The organism is Thiocystis violascens DSM 198, from assembly GCF_000227745.2.
In the GTDB taxonomy this organism is placed as follows: Bacteria; Pseudomonadota; Gammaproteobacteria; order Chromatiales; family Chromatiaceae; genus Chromatium; species Chromatium violascens.
Map to the genome: position 1 here is coordinate 1,484,235 of NC_018012.1, position 20,171 is coordinate 1,504,405.

19 protein-coding genes are annotated in these 20,171 nt (G+C 65.1%); 15 read left to right on the forward strand and 4 right to left on the reverse strand.

The features are described from left to right. Positions 1-193: 193 nt before the first annotated feature. Together THIVI_RS06620 and THIVI_RS06625 are read left to right on the forward strand one after the other, a co-directional pair. Positions 194-1,012, forward strand: a complete 819-nt coding sequence (locus THIVI_RS06620; RefSeq protein ID WP_014777849.1) for an undecaprenyl-diphosphate phosphatase — start codon at positions 194-196, stop codon at positions 1,010-1,012. Positions 1,013-1,014: 2 nt separating this feature from the next. Continuing rightward, positions 1,015-1,449, forward strand: a complete 435-nt coding sequence (locus THIVI_RS06625; RefSeq protein WP_014777850.1) for a YcgN family cysteine cluster protein — start codon at positions 1,015-1,017, stop codon at positions 1,447-1,449. Positions 1,450-1,517: 68 nt separating this feature from the next. Here THIVI_RS06625 and THIVI_RS24510 read toward each other — a convergent pair whose 3' ends face one another. After that, positions 1,518-2,090, reverse strand: a complete 573-nt coding sequence (locus THIVI_RS24510) for a hypothetical protein (protein ID WP_014777851.1) — start codon at positions 2,088-2,090, stop codon at positions 1,518-1,520. Positions 2,091-2,467: 377 nt separating this feature from the next. Next, positions 2,468-3,721: a cation:proton antiporter gene (locus tag THIVI_RS06635; RefSeq protein ID WP_014777852.1), complete on the reverse strand. Its 1,254-nt coding sequence runs from the start codon at positions 3,719-3,721 to the stop codon at positions 2,468-2,470. Positions 3,722-4,112: 391 nt separating this feature from the next. Here THIVI_RS06635 and pstS point away from each other — a divergent pair, with 391 nt between their 5' ends. Next, positions 4,113-5,144 (forward strand): phosphate ABC transporter substrate-binding protein PstS, encoded by a 1,032-nt coding sequence (pstS, locus tag THIVI_RS06640; protein WP_014777853.1) that lies wholly within the window; start codon positions 4,113-4,115, stop codon positions 5,142-5,144. 176 nt (positions 5,145-5,320) lie between these two features. Here the strand turns inward: pstS and THIVI_RS06645 are convergent, their stop codons facing one another. Continuing rightward, positions 5,321-6,622 carry a DUF1576 domain-containing protein gene (locus THIVI_RS06645; protein WP_014777854.1) on the reverse strand — a complete coding sequence of 434 codons (1,302 nt, stop codon included), beginning with the start codon at positions 6,620-6,622 and terminating at the stop codon, positions 5,321-5,323. Positions 6,623-7,060: 438 nt separating this feature from the next. Between THIVI_RS06645 and THIVI_RS06650 the strand changes: the two genes are divergently transcribed. The 9 genes from THIVI_RS06650 (at position 7,061) to THIVI_RS06690 (ending at position 15,228) form a co-directional block, all read left to right on the forward strand. After that, positions 7,061-8,119 carry a patatin-like phospholipase family protein gene (locus THIVI_RS06650; protein WP_014777855.1) on the forward strand — a complete coding sequence of 353 codons (1,059 nt, stop codon included), beginning with the start codon at positions 7,061-7,063 and terminating at the stop codon, positions 8,117-8,119. Between the two features lie 3 nt (positions 8,120-8,122). Next, positions 8,123-9,577: a GntP family permease gene (locus THIVI_RS06655; protein ID WP_014777856.1), complete on the forward strand. Its 1,455-nt coding sequence runs from the start codon at positions 8,123-8,125 to the stop codon at positions 9,575-9,577. 20 nt (positions 9,578-9,597) lie between these two features. Beyond that, positions 9,598-10,674, forward strand: a complete 1,077-nt coding sequence (locus tag THIVI_RS06660; RefSeq protein ID WP_014777857.1) for a phospholipase A — start codon at positions 9,598-9,600, stop codon at positions 10,672-10,674. Positions 10,675-10,873: 199 nt separating this feature from the next. Beyond that, a complete protein-coding gene (locus tag THIVI_RS06665) occupies positions 10,874-11,428 on the forward strand; it encodes a Na+/H+ antiporter subunit E (RefSeq protein WP_014777858.1) in 555 nt (184 codons plus the stop codon). Then, entirely contained in the window at positions 11,421-11,750 is a 330-nt protein-coding gene (locus tag THIVI_RS06670; RefSeq protein ID WP_014777859.1) for an MrpF/PhaF family protein, read from the forward strand. The genes THIVI_RS06665 and THIVI_RS06670 overlap by 8 nt, the downstream gene beginning before the upstream one ends. After that, positions 11,747-12,079: a cation:proton antiporter gene (locus THIVI_RS06675; protein ID WP_014777860.1), complete on the forward strand. Its 333-nt coding sequence runs from the start codon at positions 11,747-11,749 to the stop codon at positions 12,077-12,079. Before THIVI_RS06670 ends, THIVI_RS06675 begins: the two co-directional genes overlap by 4 nt. After that, positions 12,072-13,031, forward strand: a complete 960-nt coding sequence (locus THIVI_RS06680) for a hydrogenase subunit MbhD domain-containing protein (protein WP_041447377.1) — start codon at positions 12,072-12,074, stop codon at positions 13,029-13,031. The genes THIVI_RS06675 and THIVI_RS06680 overlap by 8 nt, the downstream gene beginning before the upstream one ends. Continuing rightward, on the forward strand, positions 13,028-13,408 hold the full coding sequence (locus tag THIVI_RS06685; protein ID WP_014777862.1) for an NADH-quinone oxidoreductase subunit K: 381 nt from the start codon (positions 13,028-13,030) through the stop codon (positions 13,406-13,408). The genes THIVI_RS06680 and THIVI_RS06685 overlap by 4 nt, the downstream gene beginning before the upstream one ends. After that, complete coding sequence (locus tag THIVI_RS06690) at positions 13,408-15,228, forward strand: complex I subunit 5 family protein (RefSeq protein WP_014777863.1); 1,821 nt, start codon at positions 13,408-13,410, stop codon at positions 15,226-15,228. Before THIVI_RS06685 ends, THIVI_RS06690 begins: the two co-directional genes overlap by 1 nt. A 95-nt stretch (positions 15,229-15,323) precedes the next feature. On the opposite strand, the gene THIVI_RS06695 is transcribed toward THIVI_RS06690, so the two are convergent. Continuing rightward, positions 15,324-17,732: a winged helix-turn-helix domain-containing protein gene (locus tag THIVI_RS06695; protein WP_014777864.1), complete on the reverse strand. Its 2,409-nt coding sequence runs from the start codon at positions 17,730-17,732 to the stop codon at positions 15,324-15,326. Between the two features lie 228 nt (positions 17,733-17,960). Between THIVI_RS06695 and THIVI_RS06700 the strand changes: the two genes are divergently transcribed. From THIVI_RS06700 to THIVI_RS06705, 3 genes are read left to right on the forward strand one after another with little or no spacing between them, the layout of a single operon-like run. Further along, the gene (locus THIVI_RS06700; protein WP_052314971.1) at positions 17,961-18,803 is read left to right on the forward strand and encodes an HDOD domain-containing protein; all 843 of its coding nucleotides are present in this window, start codon (positions 17,961-17,963) and stop codon (positions 18,801-18,803) included. Beyond that, complete coding sequence (locus tag THIVI_RS24515) at positions 18,800-18,961, forward strand: hypothetical protein (protein ID WP_014777866.1); 162 nt, start codon at positions 18,800-18,802, stop codon at positions 18,959-18,961. The genes THIVI_RS06700 and THIVI_RS24515 overlap by 4 nt, the downstream gene beginning before the upstream one ends. 48 nt (positions 18,962-19,009) lie before the next feature. After that, positions 19,010-20,119 carry an IS5 family transposase gene (locus tag THIVI_RS06705; RefSeq protein ID WP_041447215.1) on the forward strand — a complete coding sequence of 370 codons (1,110 nt, stop codon included), beginning with the start codon at positions 19,010-19,012 and terminating at the stop codon, positions 20,117-20,119. The last annotated feature ends 52 nt before the right edge of the window (positions 20,120-20,171 follow it).

Genomic DNA, 20,171 nt, shown 5'->3' on the forward strand with positions numbered 1-20,171 from the left:
CAGGCGACATGATCCGCCAAACGCTTTTAGGTTTGCCCACTCGTCGCCCGCAAGCGCGGCTCCTACGCCAAAATGCAAAGTGCGGCCGGGTACCGCGCCCGCTTCACTGGATCCCTCGAAGATGCTAGTGTCGCGGCCCCGAACCCGCGATCAGCCTGCCGCGGAATGCGCCGCGCTCCACTAGGAACCAAACATGCTGGATTGGCCACTCTTATTAAAAGCACTCATCCTCGGCATCGTCGAGGGTCTGACCGAATTTCTTCCGGTCTCCTCGACCGGACATCTGATCATCGTCGGCAGCCTGCTCGATTACACCGACGAGCAGAGCAAGGTGTTCAAGATCGTCATCCAGCTTGCCGCCATCCTGGCGGTGTGCTGGTTCTACCGCAAACGCATCGTGCAGGTAACGCTCGGGATGTGGAACCGCGAACCGGAACGGCGATTTGCGATCAATATCCTGATCGCCTTCCTACCGGCCCTGGTGCTTGGCGTGTTCTTCCATCACGCCATCAAGACCTATCTCTTCAATCCGCTCACGGTCGCGGGCGCGCTGATCGTCGGCGGACTCATCATCCTTTACGTGGAGCGCCGCCCGCGCAAAGTGCGCTTCGAGTCGGTCGACGACATCACTTGGCGCGAGGCGCTCAAGGTCGGCTTCGCCCAGACGCTCGCGATGTTTCCAGGCGTCTCGCGCGCCGGGGCCACCATCATGGGCGGCCTCGTGTTCGGACTGTCGCGGCGCGCGGCGACCGAACTGTCCTTCTTCCTCGCCATCCCGACCATGCTGGCCGCGACCGTCTACGATGTGTACAAGGCCCGCGACCTGCTGGTGATGGACGATCTGTCGGTGTTCGCCGTCGGCTTCGCCGCCGCCTTTGTCGCCGCCGCGCTCACCGTCAAGACCCTGCTGCGCTATGTCTCCAACCACAGCTTCGAGGTCTTCGCCTGGTATCGCATCGGGTTCGGCCTGCTGGTGCTGATCACAGCCTATACCGGACTGGTGGAGTGGTGAGGATGTCCGAACGATTCTGGGAAACCATCCCTCTGAAGGCGATGACCGCGGAGCAGTGGGACGCGCTCTGCGATGGCTGCGCCAAATGCTGTCTGGAGAAATTCGAAGACGAGGACACTGGACAGATCGTCTACTCGCGGATTGCCTGCGCCCTGCTGGATCTGGAGACCTGTCGCTGTCGCGACTACCCGAACCGCGCCCGCCAGATGCCGGATTGCATCACCCTGATTCCAGAGGTGCTGAAAAAGCCCGCCTGGCTGCCCGAGACCTGCGCCTACCGATTGCTCGCCGAGGGCAAGCCGCTGCCGGACTGGCATCCGCTCATCACCGGCGATCCGGAAACGGTCGTCGAGGCCGGCCAGAGTATCCAGGGACGCGTGATCGGCCCCGAGTCGGGCGAAAATCCGCTGATGAATCTTATCGACTGGATTCGCTAGCGGAACGGTACGCGATGCGTACGCCATCGCGCACCAAGTCTTAATGGATGACTGGAGACAGATAGGCGTCAGAAATTCCTAGTGAATCCGGTGACATCGATCACGATATGCGCCGATGCTCCCGCCCCGTTTGTAAGGGTTAGATCCGAGGTGCAATTGCTCGGGGACGGTGGAAAGCCGTACAAAAATTGCCCGTAACAGGTTCCGACGAGAAGGCCATTGTTAAGTGCGAATGTGCCAGGGTTATAGTTTATGGCTGTACCCGAAACAGAGGATCCCGAAGGTTGGATGCCGAGATCGTTGTTCGCCGCTCCGCTGGCCTCGACCGCGATGACGTTAATAAAAACCCCGGTTGCATCATTCGGAATGTCAAGACAACCCGAAGGATTACCACCCTGAAGAACGATAGTGCCAGCCGTGTTGCTGACGCGAATACTAAGCTGCTCGCTGGGATTGAGCTTCCCAGCGAATACCCCGGAGGCGAAGCGCGTATCGAGGACGCGGCAGGGCGAAATGGTATAGACGAAGTCGGGTCCAGCCGTCCCGGCATGGACACTTGGGGCTGACACACAGAGAATCGCGAGTCCGAGGCTCAGTCTCAGGACGGCGCGCGCCGAGTCAAAACACAGGTTGCTAGACATGTTATGTTCGCTCCGTATCGATTTTGGATTCGGGGAAACCTTATCTCGCTCTCAAGAAACACTCTACTGGACGCTCTCGGAAGCGTAGCCCGTAGAAACAGCCATACCTGACACTCATCTGTACGCACAGTCCCTACAGTCGTTACCCCCAAGCCTCGGGAAGCCACTGCAGAATAGAGATTAAACGGACTTGACACCTTGCCGTTCGACTATGCGCCAGAGTAAACACTACGTTACCAATCTAATTTTGTCAAGATTGTATAGCGCCTAGATACAGTCTTACCGGTCAGGTCGCTTTCGCATCATCGGGCCGGCATGGCGTGCGATATCGGAACCCGCCCGACGCCCCCGGCGCAGGCTGGATCGGTTCGAGGGGCTCAGACGCTTTCGCGCTGGGTCCGCGCGGCGACCGCGCGCACTAGGGGTCCGAGCGTGAGACCTTGCACCAGGACGGAGAAGACCACGACGATATAGGTCACGGTCAACAGAATGTCAGCAACCGGACCTTTCGGTAACGACAGAACCAGCGCCACCGAGATGCCACCGCGCAACCCGCCCCAGGTCAGGATCGGCACGACTCCAGGCTCGAAACTGCGCGAGCGGCGCATCAGATGAATCGGCAGGCCGACACTGACGAGCCGGGCGATGAGCACCAGCGGAATGGCGAGCACGCCCGCGAGGAGCAGATCGCCGGTCACCTCGATGACCAGCACCTCCAGCCCGATCAGGACGAAGAGGACAGCGTTCAAGACTTCGTCCACCAGTTCCCAGAAATCGTCCAGCCGATGCCGGGTCGCTTCGGTGACGGCGGTGGCGCGTCCGTGGTTGCCGATGATGAGACCGGCGATCACGATCGCGATCGGCGCGGAGACATGGGCGTGGGCGGCAATCGCGTAACCGCTCATGGCCAGCGCCAGAGTCACCATGATCTCGACCTGATAGTTCTCCGTGTGCCGGATCATCTGGAGCGCGATCCAGCCGAGCACGAACCCGAACAGGAGACCGCCGAGGATCTCCTTGATCAGCAGGAACAGCGTCTCGCCGAAGGCCAGCGTCGTTTCGCCAGCGGCGAGGGTCAGCAGCGCCATGAACAAGACCACCGCGACCCCGTCGTTGAACAACGATTCTCCCGTGATCTTCATCTCCAACGCCTTGGGCGCCCCGGCGCTCTTGAGGATGCCGAGCACGGCGACGGGATCGGTGGGCGAGATCAAGGCGCCAAAGACCAGACAGTAGAGAAAGGGCACCGGAATCCCAAGGGCCAGAAACAGCAGATAGCTGCCGATGCCGATCAGCAGGGTGGCGCCAAGGACACTGGCGGAAGCCAGCGTGATGACGGCCCATTTCTGTCGGGCGAGTTCGCTCAGATCCACATGCAGCGCGCCCGCGAACAGCAGGAAACCGAGCATCCCATGGAGAAACGCCTCGGTCAGGTCGATGCTTTCCATCATGTGCGCGACCTGCATCCCCAGCCCCGGCGCGAAGGGCAGCGGCAACTGGAGCAGCAGCGAAAAGACCAGGGCGACGAGCATCAGGCCAATCGCGTTCGGGAGCTTCAGGAAGCGATCGTTCAGCCAACTGAAGACGGCGGAAAGTCCGATCAGCAGGGCCAGGATGTCGAACAGGCGCATGTTGTGGAATCCTCCAGGTTGATAGTTCGGTCGGTCGTGAGGGATAGCAGGTTCACCCACGCGGCGCATCGATGATCGCGGATCTGCCACTGCCAGTACCAGCGCTATTTTATAATTATCCTCACGAAATCTAATGCTGCTCATCGTATGCATGCCTAAAATATCAATATCTTGGCAGAGATCCTGATCCAGTTTGGAGGTCGCGGCGCTTGCGTGAAACCATTCGTTATCCTTCCTCGTTCCTCGAAACGCCGGATCGCATCCCGGAGATCGATTTGGGTTGACCGGGTTCACGGCCCTGTCACTGTGCTGTGGGATGATCCTGACGCGACGCTTCGGGCGTCGCGTCCGATCCCGTCCCAACCCTTAACTTCACTCAGGAGCACACCGCATGCACACGCACCGTATTGGCGTCGCCGCGTTCGCCGTGGCCCTCACCTTACTGCTCAGCCTGCCGGCCCAGGCCCAGCAGGTCCGAATCACCGGCGGCGGGGCGAGTTTCCCGTTCCCGCTCTATTCGGCCTGGTTTCGTCACTTCAACCGGGAAACCGCCGGCGTGCGGATCAACTACCAGTCGGTCGGCAGCGGCACCGGTGTGCGCAACTTCATCAATCGCACCTTCGATTTTGGCGCTAGTGACGCCGCGATGACCGACGAGGAGATCGCCCAGGTGCGCGGCGGCGCCCTGATCCTGCCAATGACGGCCGGCGAGATCGTGCTGGCCTATAACCTGCCCGGTGTCGACAACCTGCGCCTGCCGCGTGCCGTCTACCCGCTGATCTTCTCCGGTGAGATCACGAACTGGAGCGATCCGCGGATCGTCGCCGCCAATCCGGGCGCGTCCATCCCCGACCGGACGATCCGGGTCGTGCGTCGCTCCGACTCCTCCGGCACCACCTTCGTCTTCACCCAACATCTGAGCGCGATCAACGAGTCCTTCCGCACCCGGGTCGGGACCGGCACCTCGGTGCCCTGGCCGAACCAGCCGAACATCATCGGTGCCCCGCGCAACGATGGCGTCACCGCCACCGTCAACCAGACCGAGGGCTCGATCGGCTACATCGAGTACTTCTTTGCCACCTCGACCGGCGCCCAGGTGGCGATGCTGGAGAATGCCGCCGGGCAGTTCGTCGCGCCCAGTGACGCGTCCGGTCAAGCAGCCCTGGCTGGCGCCGACCTCTCCGGCAAGGATCTGCGCATCTGGGTGACCGACCCCGCCGATCCGGCCGCCTATCCGATCGTCACCTTCACCTGGATGCTGTTCTTCCGCGAGCACGGCAACGAGCGGATCAGTGCCGCCTTGCGCGACTTCGTCACCTGGGCGCTCGCGGACGGTCAGGATATGGCCTCCGACCTCGGCTATATCCCGATGCCGAAGACTGTCGTCGAACGTGTTCAGGCAGAGATTCCCAATATACGCTAGTACAGGTCCGAGGCACCGACTGTCACGGCGTTTAGCCATCAAAACTCCCTTTGGCAGAGGGAGTCCTTGAGCCTCGGGCGAGCCACACTTCGCCGCCATCACAAGACGGGCCGCGGCAGTCGGTGGCCGTCATCGGCGGGCCGTCCCGAGGTGCCGGATGGCTGGCGAAGCGACGGCTAGACCCGCGCCCTGTCGGACTGTATCGCGACGATGATTGGGACCAGGACGGCGGCGACGATCCCGGCCGCGAAGCCGTTGTTGTATAGATTCAGACCGCCGTGCACCACACCGACGCTGAGCGCCGTGGACGAATGCAAGAAACCTGCGGCGATGCCCCAGCCCCAACCGAAGCGGCCGGCGATCGGCGCCAGGTTGGTGCCGAAGAGCGCGACGAGCAGGATCGATGGATCAGCCAAGTGCCAGGGTTTTGCCAGCGAGCCGAGAAAGACGCCGATGATGATCGGCACGAAATTGTTGGGGTGCTTGCCGAACGCCGCGAACCCCATGATCGATAGAATGGCCCCGATCACCGGGCCGTTCAGGTCACCGCCCACGGCCAGCACATAGGCCAACCCGATCGCCCCGCTCAGCGCCATATTGACCAAGGTCGCGCCGAATCCGCCGATGGCGATGAAATCGCTCGGCGCCTGGCCAGATTCGCGCATGATCCGCTGAAGTCCGGACGGCGCCTCTCGATCCAGTAGGATTCCGATCGCCAGCATCGTTGCCAACACAATCCCGAGGAAACCTCCCAGCAGAGCATTGTTCCCGGATGTCCAGACGAGCACGGGGTCCGGTACGAACCCATAAGATTTGAACAAGGCAACGATCAAGACCCCGACCAGGCCGGCGGCAAACCCCATGTTATAGAGCGCGAAGCCCATATGGGCCTTGAACACCTGAGCCGCCACCGGCGGCAGGATGAAGCCGATCAGGACTCCGGTTCCGATGCCGAGGGGCACGGCGATCCCAACCGGCAAGAGGGAGCTGAAGAGGATCTCCGAGGTGACCGGCGCCAGCGCCACGCCGAAAAACGCGGCATTGATGTGGGTCGCGAATGGCTGTCCCTTGAAACGCGCGTACAAGGCAACGCCGAGGACGATGAACCAGATATTGAGCAGGTTCTTGCCGAACAGACCAAATCCTAACAGGAGGAAGAGCGCGGCCACCGCCGCACCAGTGATCCTCGCTCCCACGAGGGAGTAGACCAGACACCCACTCAGGGTCAGCAGGCCCGCATTGACGAACCCGGCGCCCACCCCGCCGACGCCGAAATAATCGCTCAACAGGGTGTCGCGCGACGTCGTGATCGCGACCAACCCCTCGCCGATCTCGGTGGGACTGGAGACGAGAAAACCGAAAACGACGAACAGGGCGGCATAGCCGCTGATCACGAGAAGGATCAGCCGGTCCGAGGTCTCTCGTGCTGGCCGGGTCGGCCCATGCGTCGCGTCGTCAGGCGTCTCTGTCGATGGCATTGAGATGACCGTGGGGGGGCTGCGGGATGAGGATCCAGCTCTTGGCGAGCAAGCGCGCGTGGCGATGATACCTCGGGCAAGGTAGATCTGATCGGCGTTGACCATGAACCCCGGACTAGCGAGTCCTGCTGTACGCCGCAGCGCCGATCCGCATCGGCGAGCCCCCCAGCCTGCGCCGACGCCCCCTGCCTCTCAGGGGTTCCTGAATTGTCACACTTGAAACCTAGAATAGGCAACGCGAGTAAGTCTAGGTGCCCACACAGCCCACGATGCTCCGCCGTTTTCAACGGCCATATAGAAGGCCAGAAGCTTGGCACGCAGGCCCTCTGTGGTAAGGTGTTTTCCCAGAAACATGCCCCAATCCCTCGCCGATCAGGCCGCGGCTTGTCCGAGCGGATCCGTTAACCGACCCGTACCCAACAGGTTTCAGGAGGCAGGATGGCCGCTTTCACCCCAGATTCAAACTCGGTGTCCAGCGTGGACCGTGCACCCGTCCATGTGGATTTTGCCCTGCAGGGCGGCGGTGCCCATGGCGCCTTTGCCTGGGGCGTGCTCGACCGCCTCCTCGAAGAACCCTGGCTGCGGATCGACGGACTTTCGGGCACCTCAGCCGGAGCCATGAACGCGGCGGTGCTGAGCGATGGCTATGCCGAGGGCGGCGCCGAGGGCGCGCGGGCCGCGCTGGAAGGCTTCTGGCGGCGGGTCTCGGATGGGGCGCTCCTGAGTCCGCTGCGTCGGGGGCCGATGGATATCCTGCTGGGACAGTGGACCATGGACAACTCCCCGGCCTTCATCGCCATGGATCTGGCCTCGCGCCTGTTTTCGCCCTATGACCTGAATCCGGGCGGTTTCAATCCGTTGCGCGACATCCTCGCCCAGTCGATCGACTTCGCGCGGCTGGCCCGCTCGGAGGTCAAGGTGTTCGCCACCGCCACCTGCGTGCGCACCGGCCGCCCGCGCGTTTTCCGCAACGCGGACCTGACCCCGGATGCACTGCTCGCCTCGGCCTGTTTGCCCATGATGTTTCAGGCCATCGAGATCGACGGCGAGGCCTATTGGGATGGCGGATTTTCCGGTAATCCGACCATTTCGCCGCTGGTGCGCGAGTGCAGCGCCCACGACACCATCCTGATCCAGATCAATCCGGTCGAGCGCGCGGGCACCCCGCGCTCGGCGCGCGACATCCTCAACCGCGAGAACGAGATCGCCTTCAACGCGCCCCTGCTCAAGGAACTGCGTATGATCGCCCTGCTGCGGCAGGTCGCCGATCCGGGACATAGCGAAGGCGCGCTCTGGGCCGCCATGCGTCTGCACCGCATCTCCAGCGCGGCGATGGTCGAACTCGGGTATTCGTCCAAGCTCAATGCCGAATGGGCCTTTCTGTGCATGTTGCGCGACGAGGGCCGGACTTGCGCGGAAAGCTTCCTGAAACAGCATGGCGCCGACCTGGGTCAGCGTGCGACCTTTGACCTCGACCACCTGCTGGAGGGTGTCTGAACCATGGGATTGATCGGTATTCTGCTCGGGCTCGGGCTCCTCATCTGGCTGGCCTATCGCGGCTGGAGCGTGCTGCTGCTGACGCCGGTCGCGGCCCTGATCGCCGCCCTGTTCGCGGGCGAGCCGCTGCTGGCGAACTGGACCCAGACCTTCATGGGCGGCGCGGCGGGATTCATCGCGCAATTCTTCCCGATCTTTCTGCTCGGCGCGCTCTTCGGCAAGCTGATGGAGGACAGCGGCTCGGTGCAGTCGGTCGCCGGGTTCATCGGCACCCGACTGGGCTCGCGACGCGCCATCCTGGCGGTGGTGCTCGCCGGCGCGCTGGTCACCTATGGCGGCGTCAGCCTTTTCGTCGCCTTTTTCGTGCTGGTGCCCATGGCCCAGTCACTGTTCAAGGATGCCAACATTCCGCATCGGCTGATGCCGGCGGCGATCGCGCTCGGCACGTCTACCTTCACCATGTCCGCGCTGCCGGGCACGCCGGCGGTCCAGAACGCCATCCCCATGCCCTTTTTCGGCACCACGCCCTTCGCGGCGCCCGGTCTCGGTCTGATCGCCGCGGCCATCATGCTGCTGTTCGGTCTTTGGTGGCTTGGCCGGGCGGAGTCGGCCGCCCGCCGCGCCGGGCTCGGCTTTGGCGGCGCCTTGAGCATGACACCCGACCAGGCCGCGTATGATCCCTTGGTGCGCGAACGCGCCACCACGTCGGGCGCCTTCGATCCGCCCGAGGCTCATCAGGGCCAGGTCAGCGCGGGTCGACCCCCGGTCTTCATCGCCTTCCTGCCGTTGCTCGTGGTGGTCGGGGTCAATCTCGCGATGTCGCTCCTGATCCTGCCCAACCTGGATCTAGGCTATCTGGCCGAGGACCGCTGGGGGCCGTCCTCGCCAGCGGCGGTCAGCGGGATCTGGTCGGTCGTCGTGGCGCTGACGGCGGCCATCCTGACCCTGCTCGCACTCAACTGGAAACGCCTGCCCCGGCTGCGGGACAGCGTCGACGCGGGCCTGAATGCCTCGGTCCTGCCGGTGGTCAGCGTCGCCTCGCTGGTCGGCTTCGGCTCCGTGGTCGCCGCGCTGCCGGCCTTCGAGCTGGTGCGCGAGTGGGTGCTCGGCATCGAGGGCGGTCCGCTGGTCTCGCTGGCCGTCTCCACCAATGTGCTGGCCGCGCTCACGGGATCGGCCTCGGGCGGACTCACCATCGCCCTGGAGGCGCTCGGCTCCACCTATCTACAGCTTGCCGGCGAACTCGGTATCGACCCGGCGCTGATGCACCGGGTGGCGGTGATCGGCGCCGGAACCCTGGACAGCCTGCCGCACAATGGCGCCGTGGTCACCCTGCTCGCGGTCTGCGGCTCGACCCACAAGGACAGCTATCTCGACATCGTGATGGTCGCCATCGTGGGGGCCATTGTCGCCCTGGCGGCGGTGATCGTGCTGGGCACCCTCTTCGGGTCTTTTTAGTTCACTGAGACAATTGACGCATGACCAACCCTTTATCTCGACACCGCTCGGCGACCTTACTCGCGGCCATGCTTGGGATCGTCCCAGCGCTCGGCGCGCCCGCCTTCGCGCGGACCCCGCCGCCGGGCATCGGCGACTGCGCGGCCATCACATCCGACCGGGAGCGGCTTGCCTGCTATGACCGCGTCAGCGCAAGCGTTGCCGCCGCCGCGCCAGACCAGGAACCGGAACGCGCCGCGATGATGGCTCCGGCGGCTTCTGCGTCCGTCGCCTCGTTCGACAAGGAAGCATCCACCCCGACATCGTCGATCGATGCCGCCTGGGGCTTCGCCCCCGACTCCGAGCGCTACACCATCGCCTTCCATCGGCCCAATTACCTGCAATTCGCGCGCTATTCCAGCCGGCCGAACAATGCACCCTTCCAGACCCTGTTCGCGACGACCCAGGATCCGGACGTGGAACTAGATTCGGCCGAGGCGCGATTTCAGATCAGCTTCAAGGCGCGCCTGTGGACGACCGAGAATCGGCGCTTCGGGATCTGGGCGGCCTACACCCAGCAGAGTCAATGGCAGGTCTACAACGACGAGGTATCGCGCCCCTTCCGCGAGAACAACTACATGCCCGAGCTGATGGCGAGCTTCCGGCCCAATGTCGAATTCGGCGGCTTCCATTGGCGGTTGTTCAATTTCGGCTATACCCACCAGTCCAACGGCCGCGCCGACCCGATCTCGCGGAGCTGGGATCGTCTCATCGCGGAATTCGGAATCGAACGGGGCAATTTCGCGCTGCTGATCCGGCCCTGGTATCGCTTCGAGGAAGACGAGGGGGATGACGACAATCCCGACATCCTCGACTATTACGGCCATGGCGATGTCACCGCCATTTACAAATGGCACGGACACAGCTTCTCGCTCATGGGTCGCGGCAACCTTGAAACCGACAAGGGCGCCGCCCAGTTTTCCTGGACGACGCCCCCGCTGCTCGGCCCACTGCGCGGCTATGTCCAGGCATTTACCGGTTACGGGGACAGCCTGATCGATTACAACTGGAAGCAGAACGCGATCGGCATCGGGGTCACCCTGAACGACCAGCTTTAAACCGCGCCCGGAGTGACAGGCGTTGTGTCGAATGCACCCTGTCTCGCGGTCGTCAACAACGATCGGCGAGACGCGGTTTAAGTGATGAAAACATCCACGCTTCGAGCGCGCCTGCCATTCTCGCGGAGGATTTCGATGAAACCAGAGTCGGAGACTGAAACCGTCGGGAGGCATATAGCCGTCCAGGGGGAGCCGTCCGATGGCTAGATCCGAAGAAGCGGCGATTCCCCTGGTCCGCGCGGCCTTCGCGCGGGTCAGCGGCTATCTGGGCTTCTGGCTGTTGCTGGCTGGACCCGACCTGAGCGAGTCGGCCGCCACGGGCTTGACGACCGAGCTTGCCGCCGACCTGGCGGCCGGGCTGCTGGCGGCCGCGGCGGCCACCTGGGTCAGTCTGCGCCTCCTGCCCCCAACTCCGGGACGCCTCCACCTCGCGGCACTCGCGCGGCTCGCCCTGCATTTCGTCTGGCAATCCATCGTCGCCGGCGTGGACGTGGCCCGCCGGGCCTTCGACCCGCGCCTGCCCCTGAAGCCCGGCGATCTGGCCTTTCCCACGCGCCTCCCGCCCGGCACCGAGCGCGCGGCCTTCGGCGCCATCACCAGTCTGATGCCGGGCACGCTCCCGGTGGGGACCGATGATCATGACCAACTGGTCTATCACTGTCTGGATCTCGATCAGCCAGTCGCGGCGGGGCTCGCCCGGGACGAGGCGCTGGTGATGCGGGTCCGAGGCGGCGGGAGCGACCGCGATGACTGAGTTCTTGCTTGGCGCGGCCGCCTTCGTGCTCGGGACCGTGGCCCTGGGGCTGATTCGACTCCTGCGCGGTCCCGGCCACGCGGATCGCATGCTGGCCGCCCAGCTCCTCGGAACCGGCGGCGTCGCGGCCCTGCTCCTGCTGGGCGTCGCCACCGGGGTCGGCGCGATCGCGGAGGTCGCCTTGCTGCTGGCCTTGCTCGCGGCCTTCGCCTCGGTCGCCTTCGTCAGTGGCATCCATCGCCCAGATCCGCTCGGAACCGCCTCCATGACGGAACATGCCGCACCGGGATCGTCGCACGAGAACAAGAGGGACACGCCATGAATCTCGCGCTGGACATCCTGACCATCGTCGCCGTCTCGCTCGGGGCGATCTTCTTTCTGGCCGGTACCGTCGGGCTGCTACGCTTCCCCGATACCCTGACCCGGCTCCATGCGCTCACCAAGGCGGACAATCTGGGTCTCGGGCTGATCGTGCTCGGTCTGCTGCCCCAGGTGTCCGCGCCCCTGGCCGCGCTGGGATTGATCGCGGTGTGGCTGCTCGCGCTGCTCTCCGGCGCCACGGTCGGTCAGCTCCTGGCGGGCGCGGCCTCCGCGACCGATCAGAACCGGGCGGAAACGCCGGCGCGTGACGCGGGGGCCAGCCGTGACTAGCGCCCTGGTCGTCGATGCCGCGCTGGCGCTCCTGATCCTTGGCCTGGCCCTCTGGGTGATTGCGACCCGCGCGGCCTATCGCGCGGTGGTCGGATTCGTCGCTTACGGGCTCTTGATGGCGCTCGTCTGGGTGCGGCTCGCGGCCGTGGACGTGGCCATGACCGAGGCCGCCCTGGGAACCGGGCTCACCGGCCTCTTGCTGCTCGGGGCGGCGGCGCGCCTCGCGCCCCACGAAGCCGCCGAAGCCGACAGCAGACCTGGCCGGGGGCTCAGGATCCTGATCGGTCTGCTCTGCGCGGGCGTCGCCGCCGGACTCGCCGCCGTGGTCCTCACGCTGCCCGATCCCGCCCCCACGCTGGCCCCGCTGGTCGCCGAAAACCTGCCTCCCACCGGGGTCGGGAATCCCGTCACCGGCGTGCTGCTGGCCCATCGCGCCATCGACACCCTGCTGGAGTCCGTGGTGCTGGTGCCGGCCCTGATCGGGGTCTGGTCGGTGGCGGCGGATCCCGCCTGGGGCGGACGCCCCGGCTTCCTGCCCCACCCGCGTTCGAGCGGCGCGCTGACCCTGCTGGCCCAGGTTTTGCCGCCGTTCGGCATTCTGGTCGGCATCCATCTGGTCTGGAACGGCGCCGACGACCCGGGCGGGAAATTCCAGGGCGCCACGGTGCTGGCCGCGATGTGGATCCTCGTCCTGATCGCCGGGCTGCGGCAGCCGCCGGCCGTGCGCGATCGACGCTTGCGCGTCCTGCTCGTCGTCGGGGCCTTGGTCTTCATCGGGATCGGCGTGGCCGGCATCTGGCTGGCCGACGCCTTCCTGGCCTACCCGCAGGGATATGCGAAGCCGCTGATCCTGGCGATCGAGGCGGTCCTGACCCTGTCCATCGCCGTGACGCTGGGGTTGCTGCTCGCGGGACCGCCGGCGAGCGATCACCCTTCCGGAGGACGCTCATGAACGGCCCGACCCTCTTCGGTCTCTGTGGCGCCGCTCTGGTGGGACTGGGGCTCTACGGCCTGCTCTGCCAGCCGGGCGCACTGCGCAAGATCCTCGCCTTCAACCTCATCGGCAGCGGCGTCTTCCTGCTGTTCGGGGTGATCGCCAAGCGCGGCGGTGGCGCGCTGTCCGCCGCCGGACTCGGGGTCGACGGCGATCCGGTGCCCCAGGCCCTGATCATCACCGGACTGGTGGTCGCCTTCGCGGCGACGTCCATCGCCGTCGCCCTGCTGTTGCGATTGGCCGAGATCAGCGGCCGGAGCACGCTGGAGGGCGCTGGGTCGGGCTCTCACTCGCCCACTCACGAGCGGGCGCCCGCACCCGAGCGGGCGTCCTGATGGACAGTCCATCGATCCTCGTCGCCCCGTTCGCGAGCCTGATCGAGTTGGGTGGACTCCTCCTCGTGATCCCGCTCATGCTGCCGGTCGTCGGTCTGCTGCTGGCGCCGCTCCTGGGCGGACGGTTTCTGGGCCGCTTCATTCTCCTTTTGCTACTGCTGGGACTGGTCGCCGCAGTCGCCGTCGCGACCGCCGTCCTGACTGGCGGCGATGCCTTGCAGTACCACCTGGGAGGCTGGGCGCCGCCGCTGGGCGTGGCGCTGAAGTCGGATGGTCTCTCGGCCATCCTGCTGCTCGTCTCGGCGGTGGTGATGCTGGCGGTCGGGATCTATGCCCAACGGGAATTCCAGGTTCCTCCAGACGCGCCCGAGACCCGCGCCTCGCTCGTGTTCTGGATGCTCCTGATGGGGGTCTGGGCCGGACTCAACGCGGCCTTTCTGGGTCAAGACCTGTTCACGCTGTTCGTCGCGCTGGAACTCCTGACCTTTTCCGCCGTGCCCCTGGTCGCCCTGGACGGTCGGACCGAGACCCTGGCGGCGGCCCTGCGCTATCTGCTGTTCGCGCTGCTGGGCTCGGTGCTCTATCTGCTGGGCGCGGTGCTCTTCTACGGCACCTACGCCACCCTGGATATCGCCCTGCTCGCGGAGCGGATCGCGGGGGCGGAATCGCTGCCGCCGCCGATCATCGCCGCCGCCGCGCTGATGACCGTCGGGCTGCTGGCCAAGACCGCGCTCTTTCCGCTGCATCTCTGGCTGCCGCCGGCCCACGCGGGCGCGCCGCCGCCCGCCAGCGCCATCCTCTCGGCGCTGGTCGTCAAGGCGTCCTTCTTTCTGATCGTGCGGATCTGGTTCGATGTCCTGCCGGGAGCGTTGAACCCGATGACGGCCCAGACTCTTGGTGCGCTGGGCGCCGGGGCGATCCTCTTCGGCAACCTCGTCGCCCTGCGGCAGGCCCGGCTCAAGCTGCTGATCGCCTATTCGACCGTCGCCCAGATCGGCTATCTCTTCCTGATCTTCCCGCTGGCCGCCAGTGCCGAGTCCCTCGCCCTGACCGGCGGCATGCTCCAGGTGGTGTCGCACGCCTGCGCCAAGGCCGCCATGTTCATGGCCGCTGGCCTGATCGCCGGGGCGCTTGGCCATGACCGCATCCGCAACCTGGGCGGCAGCGTCCGCGTCCTGCCGATCACCCTCCTCGCCTTCGGGCTCGCCGGGCTATCGCTGATCGGGCTGCAACCGAGCGGCGGCTATCTGACCAAGACGCTGCTGACCGCGGGTGCCGATGGGACCGGACAATGGTGGTGGGGACTGGTCATGCAGGCGGGCGGACTGCTCACCGCCGCCTATCTGTTCTGGGTGCTCGGTCATGCGCTGTTCGGCCCGCCGTCCAGTCAGGTCGTCGCACGTCCTGGACGCGCCCAGGAGCTGGTGGTTCTGGCGCTCGCGCTCGCGGCGCTGCTGCTCGGTCTCCTGCCGCCCACGCTCTTCGATCTGGTCGGGGTCGGTCGCACCGGTCTCGATGCGAGCGCGGCCGTCGCGACCGCCATGGCCGGCGCCTTTGGCTGGCGCAAAGTCTGGGGCGATGTCTGGCCAATCCTGGTGGTCGGACTGCTGGTGCTGGGGATGCTGCCCTGGCCTGACCGCCAGGCGGACGCTTCCGGGCGTCTCGCGGCGACCACCGCGAGCGTGACCGGACATTGGACAGCGGCTCTCGGCGCCATCCTGGAGCGTGCCGATCGCGGCTTGCGGCAGTGGCCGGTCGCGGGTTTGTTGCTGTTGATTCTGACGCTGGGTTTGGCGGGAACCCTGCTGACAGGGGATTGATGACGCTGACCATGCCGGACGCGGCTTCAAAAACCTTTGACGTCATCGGAGCTTCGGTGTTCGGCGTGAGCTGGACGAGTGGAAGAGTCGGCGTTTCATGGCGTCCCCGGCAAAGACTTTGGGACGGCTGGATTGAACACGGCCTTAGGGGGCGTTGGGGGCGGTCGCGACGCGATCGGAGAAGGCTCGGTGTTTTTGGCCGGCTGGAGGTCCGCCCAGGCCTGTTCAATCAAGGCATCGATCCGGCGGATAATCCCCCTGAACACAGGCTCATCGCGAAGGGTTTCGAAAATTGGATCGATCCGCAGCAGCGTCAAGTTCCTGAAACCCCGAGCCGCCAGCGCCTCAAGCTGTTCGAGTGCCTTGGCCGGCGACTGATGCAGCATGGCAAGTCGTGCCTCGGCGTAACCCAATGGCAGGGTCATCCAGCCCTGCTGCCTGGCCTCTTGCAACTCGCTGTCGCAGCGATCGAGCCAGCGCGCGGAGGTGGCGCTATCGCCCGCGCGTCGGCTGGCATCCACCAGCGTGGTGCAGAGAAAGAGATCGTAATCCGTGCGTTCGATGGGATAGTCGCGACCTTCGAGGGCGCGGCCGAGACGTTCGCGCGCGGTCGCGTGATCGCCCGCGACATAGTGCGCCAGTCCGGTGCGCGCGTTCGCGAGACGCCAATCGATTTCAGGCAGATCGGGCTGTTCACGCAGCCGGGAGAGATAGCGGCCATCGGGATCCGCGGGCAGTAGACTCGGCGCGGCGATCCCGAGCCGATCGAGGTATCGCTGCACAGCTCGACCGGGCTGTTGTCGGCTCCAGACCTCGGCCACCAAGGTCGCCGCCGCCTCGCGCTGGCCCAGAAAACCGAGCACCATGGCTATGTTGACCTTGGAGACAGTGTCATCGGGAGCAATCGCGAGTGCCTGGACGGCCCAATGATGGGCGTCGACCAGGTCGCCGGCATCCAACGCGAGACCCGACAGGAAATGGAATAAGGGGGCTTGATCGACGACCGTTGTCGCCAGATCGCGCAGCATCTTGCGACCCGCCGCCGCGTCGCCCGCCCAGGCCAGTGCGCTGGCATGGTTGCCGACGGCCGTCACCATCAGCGGCTCCAGGCTGCGAGCCTTCGCGAAGGCCGCGGTGGCATCCGGAAGCCGACCTTGCTGCATCCGCGCCAGGCCGAGCCACATCCATCCCTCGACATAGTTGGGTTGCCCGCCGACGGCGCGGGCCAGATAGTCCTCGGCCAGACCATAGGCGCCGCGCAGATAGTGAGACAGCCCGATGACCCCAATGACCTCGGCGTGATCGGGCTGCTCGCGCAGGCAGTCCGCGAGCAGCGGTTCGGATTGCTTGAGCGCCTCCGCCAGCGGCAGATCGCCGTAAAAGGAGAGCAGCAGATAGGTCGCCGCCATCTCGCGACGCGCTGCCGCGAGACCGGGGTCGAGGGCCAGGGCTTGGCGGAAATCATCGAGCGCCCGCGCAAGCGTGCTCGGCGAGCGCGCGGCGCGGTAATAACGCCCGAGCAGATAGAGGTCATAGGCGCGCGTGCGTTCCGGCTTGGCCTCGCCCCCCGTGGGCTTGGGGCCAAGATCGAGCGTGCGGTTCAGCGCGTCGGCGATCTCCTCGGCGATGCTGCTTTGAACGGCGAGGATATCGCCATCCTCGCGGTCGAAGATGTGGGTCCAGAGCTGAAACCCCGTCGCGGCATCGGTCAGGGTCGCGGAGATCCGCAAATGTCCGTCCGACTGCCGCACGCTGCCGCTGACGACGGCATTCGCCGCCAGACGGCGGCCGACCTCGGCCAGTTCGATCCGCGCCTCGCTGACCAACGTCGAGGACACCGGCCCCACGACCCGCAGGTCATTCGAGCGCCCCAGTACGTTGGCCAGCTCGATCGCGAAACCGGAGGCGATATGGTCCGCCGAGGCGTCGGGCGACAGACTCGCGAAGGGCAAAACAACCAGGGTTCGATAACGGGCGACCGGATCGGTTTCCGATTCATCGACCGCGAACCAGGAGCCGAGCACGGTCGTCAGAAGGAACGCTGCCGCCAGGATCGCCCAGCCTCGGCGCTTTCCCAGCCTGGAGCCGTTCCTCCGACGATCTGGCCTGATGCCCAAGTCGTCCCAGCGACGTCGGGGAGGCGATGGCGATAGATCGGAGGGAGGCGCGCTCGCCGGAGCATCCACCTCGGCGATCAGGCGATAGCCGCGTTTCGACACCGTCTCGATGTAGGTTGCGTTGGCGGCATCGTCGCCAAGCGCCTTTCTCAACTTGGCGATGGCCTGATAGACGGACTGATCGCCGACGACCTGTCCGTTCCAGACGCTGGCGATGATCTCGTCCGTTCCGACCACCTCCCCCCGCCGTTCAGACAGAAAGAGCAACAGATCCACATGACGTGGCTCCAGTCGAATCTCCCGATCCTCGCGCTGGAGTGCGTTCCGCGCCGGAATCAGGCGCCATGGGCCGATTCGGCGCTCTTGAACAGTTCTGGTCGTCTGCACGGGAGTATCCCTAACCAACTGTAATGGAATTAGAAAAAACCATTAGAAAACCATCAGCAAAGCATCAGGTGGGCATCAGGCGGCGGCTTGCAGCGCCTGCTATTGATGACGCCATCTCCCGATTTCGACCACCGATGCGAGGCGGCAATGAACGATCGTCACAAGGATTCGTCACCAAGCGTTCACGGTTCAAAGGATAACAACTCGACTCATTCGAGCATCCGGGGGTTGATCGCGCTTCCGCCGCTGCCCCGCCGTTCGCATGAGTTGCTGCGCCTCTTGTCCGATCCGGCGCTGAATATCCTGCGCTTGGTCGAACTGATTGAGCAGACCCCCTCCTTGGCGGCGCGGATCATGGGTGCCGCCGGCTCGCCCTTTTTCCGGAGTCCCACGCCTCCCCGGCATCTTTCGGACGCGATCATACGCCTGCTCGGCCTGGATCTGGTCCGCGATCTCTCGCTGTCGCTGATTCTGAGTCAGTCCTTCCGTGTGCAACACAGTGCACGCTTCGATCCGATGCGCTACTGGCGGCACGCCATGCTGTCGGCGACCCTGGCCCAAATCCTGGCACCCAAGATCGCCGTGAATGAGGCGCCCAATCCCTCCGAGGCCTATCTCGCCGGACTGCTGCACAATCTCGGGCTGCTCGCGCTGGTCCATGTCGCGCCGGAGGGAATGGACCACGTTTTCGAGCAAGCCGAGGCGGATCCCGCCCAATCGCTCGCCGGGATCGAGCGCGCGCTGCTTGGGCTGGATCACGCGGACGCGGGCGGCGAGATTGCCGTCGCCTGGCATCTTCCGCCCGCGATCGGCGCGGCCATGCGCCATCATCGAGACGCCCTTTACCGAGGCCCGCATTGGCCCTTGATCATCCTGATCAACGTCGCCGATGGCGCCAGCGCGGAGCAGACTCACGGCGAGCAGCGGACCGATGACGTCGATTCGCGGGCCAAGTTGCTCGACGCGCTTGGCATCGCTCCGATGCACTGGGAGCGCGCTGTCGCGCATTGGCGCGAGCAGGTCGACAACATCGAGCGGCTGGCCGCGGTGCTCGGGAGCCGCCTGTCATGAGCGATTCTGACAACTCGCCCCGCCAGGATTCGGGTGTCCTGTTCCTGATCGAATCGCTTGGTTCGCTGCGAGAACTGCTTGCGGCGGCGGTCGGCGGATTGAATGCGAGCGCGACGCAAAAGGCCGTGGACGCACTCAGAGGGTGTAGACAAAAATAATTGAGCTGCTATTTGTATACCAGTCTACAACTGAGCTGGTGTGCGCTGATGTCGAAAGCTGGTCGTCCCCCCAAGATTCACGAGGCGGAGCAAGCGGTATTGCGTCAAATTGTCACGGATCGCCCGACCTCCACGCTGTCAGAGATTGCCCGGGAACTCGCGGCACGGACGGGAATCGAGGCTCATGAAGCAACGATTCGCAAGTCCTTGCGGGAGGCGGGCGTCACGCGCCTCCGGGGCGAGAGTGGTCTCGAGGCGCAAGCGCGCGCAACGCCGCGTCGGTATGGGTATACGGATGCGCATCGTCGCCACGACCCCGACCAAAGCTACCCAAGTTGTCTGACCGATGCGGAGTGGGACTTGGTCGCCGCTCTCTTTGAGATGCCGGGCGGGCGGGGTCAACCGCCCCGCGTGTCGCGCCGGAGCATCCTGGAGGCGTGTTGCTACGTGGTGCGCACGGGGTGCGCGTGGCGGATGCTGCCGCACGATTTCGCGCCTTGGCAGAATGTCTACAAGACGTTTCGCCGTTGGAGTGCGGCTGGGAAGTTTGAGCAGATGCATGATCGACTGCGGGGGCAATGGCGCGAACGCGAGGGGCGTGAGATCGCGCCGACGGCGGCGGTGCTGGATGCGCAATCGACCCGCGGCTCGCCGCAGGGTGGACCGAGCGGCTTTGATGCGGGCAAGCAGGTCAAGGGGCGCAAGCGCAGCCTGGTGGTCGATACCTTGGGGTTCGTGTTGGCGGTGAGCGTGGTCGCGGCCAATCTTCAGGACCGCGATGCCGCCTCGGGCGCCGTCGCTGACGCGGCCGCCAAGTACCCCCAGATCAACACGCTGTTTGTCGATAGCGCCTACGCCGGTCAATTTGCCCAAACCACCGAGCAGACCCACGCGATCCGCGTGGAAGTCGTGCGCCATCCAGCCAACAAAAGCGTTGGCTCCTGGCACGTGGACGGGGCGCCTGACCGAGTGGTGATCGCCAACGCCGACGGCTTCGTTCCGCTGCCGAAGCGCTGGGTTGTCGAGCGCACCCATGCGTGGAATGAGCGTGCCCGTCGATTGATCATGCATCATGACCGTCTGCCAGCGGTCTCCGAAACCTGGGTTTGGCTGGCGGAGGCGCGCATCCTGCTGCGGCGGTTGACCACAACGGTTTGATTTTGTCTACACCCTCTCATTGAGCATCGCGAATTCGATGGTTGCGCCATCT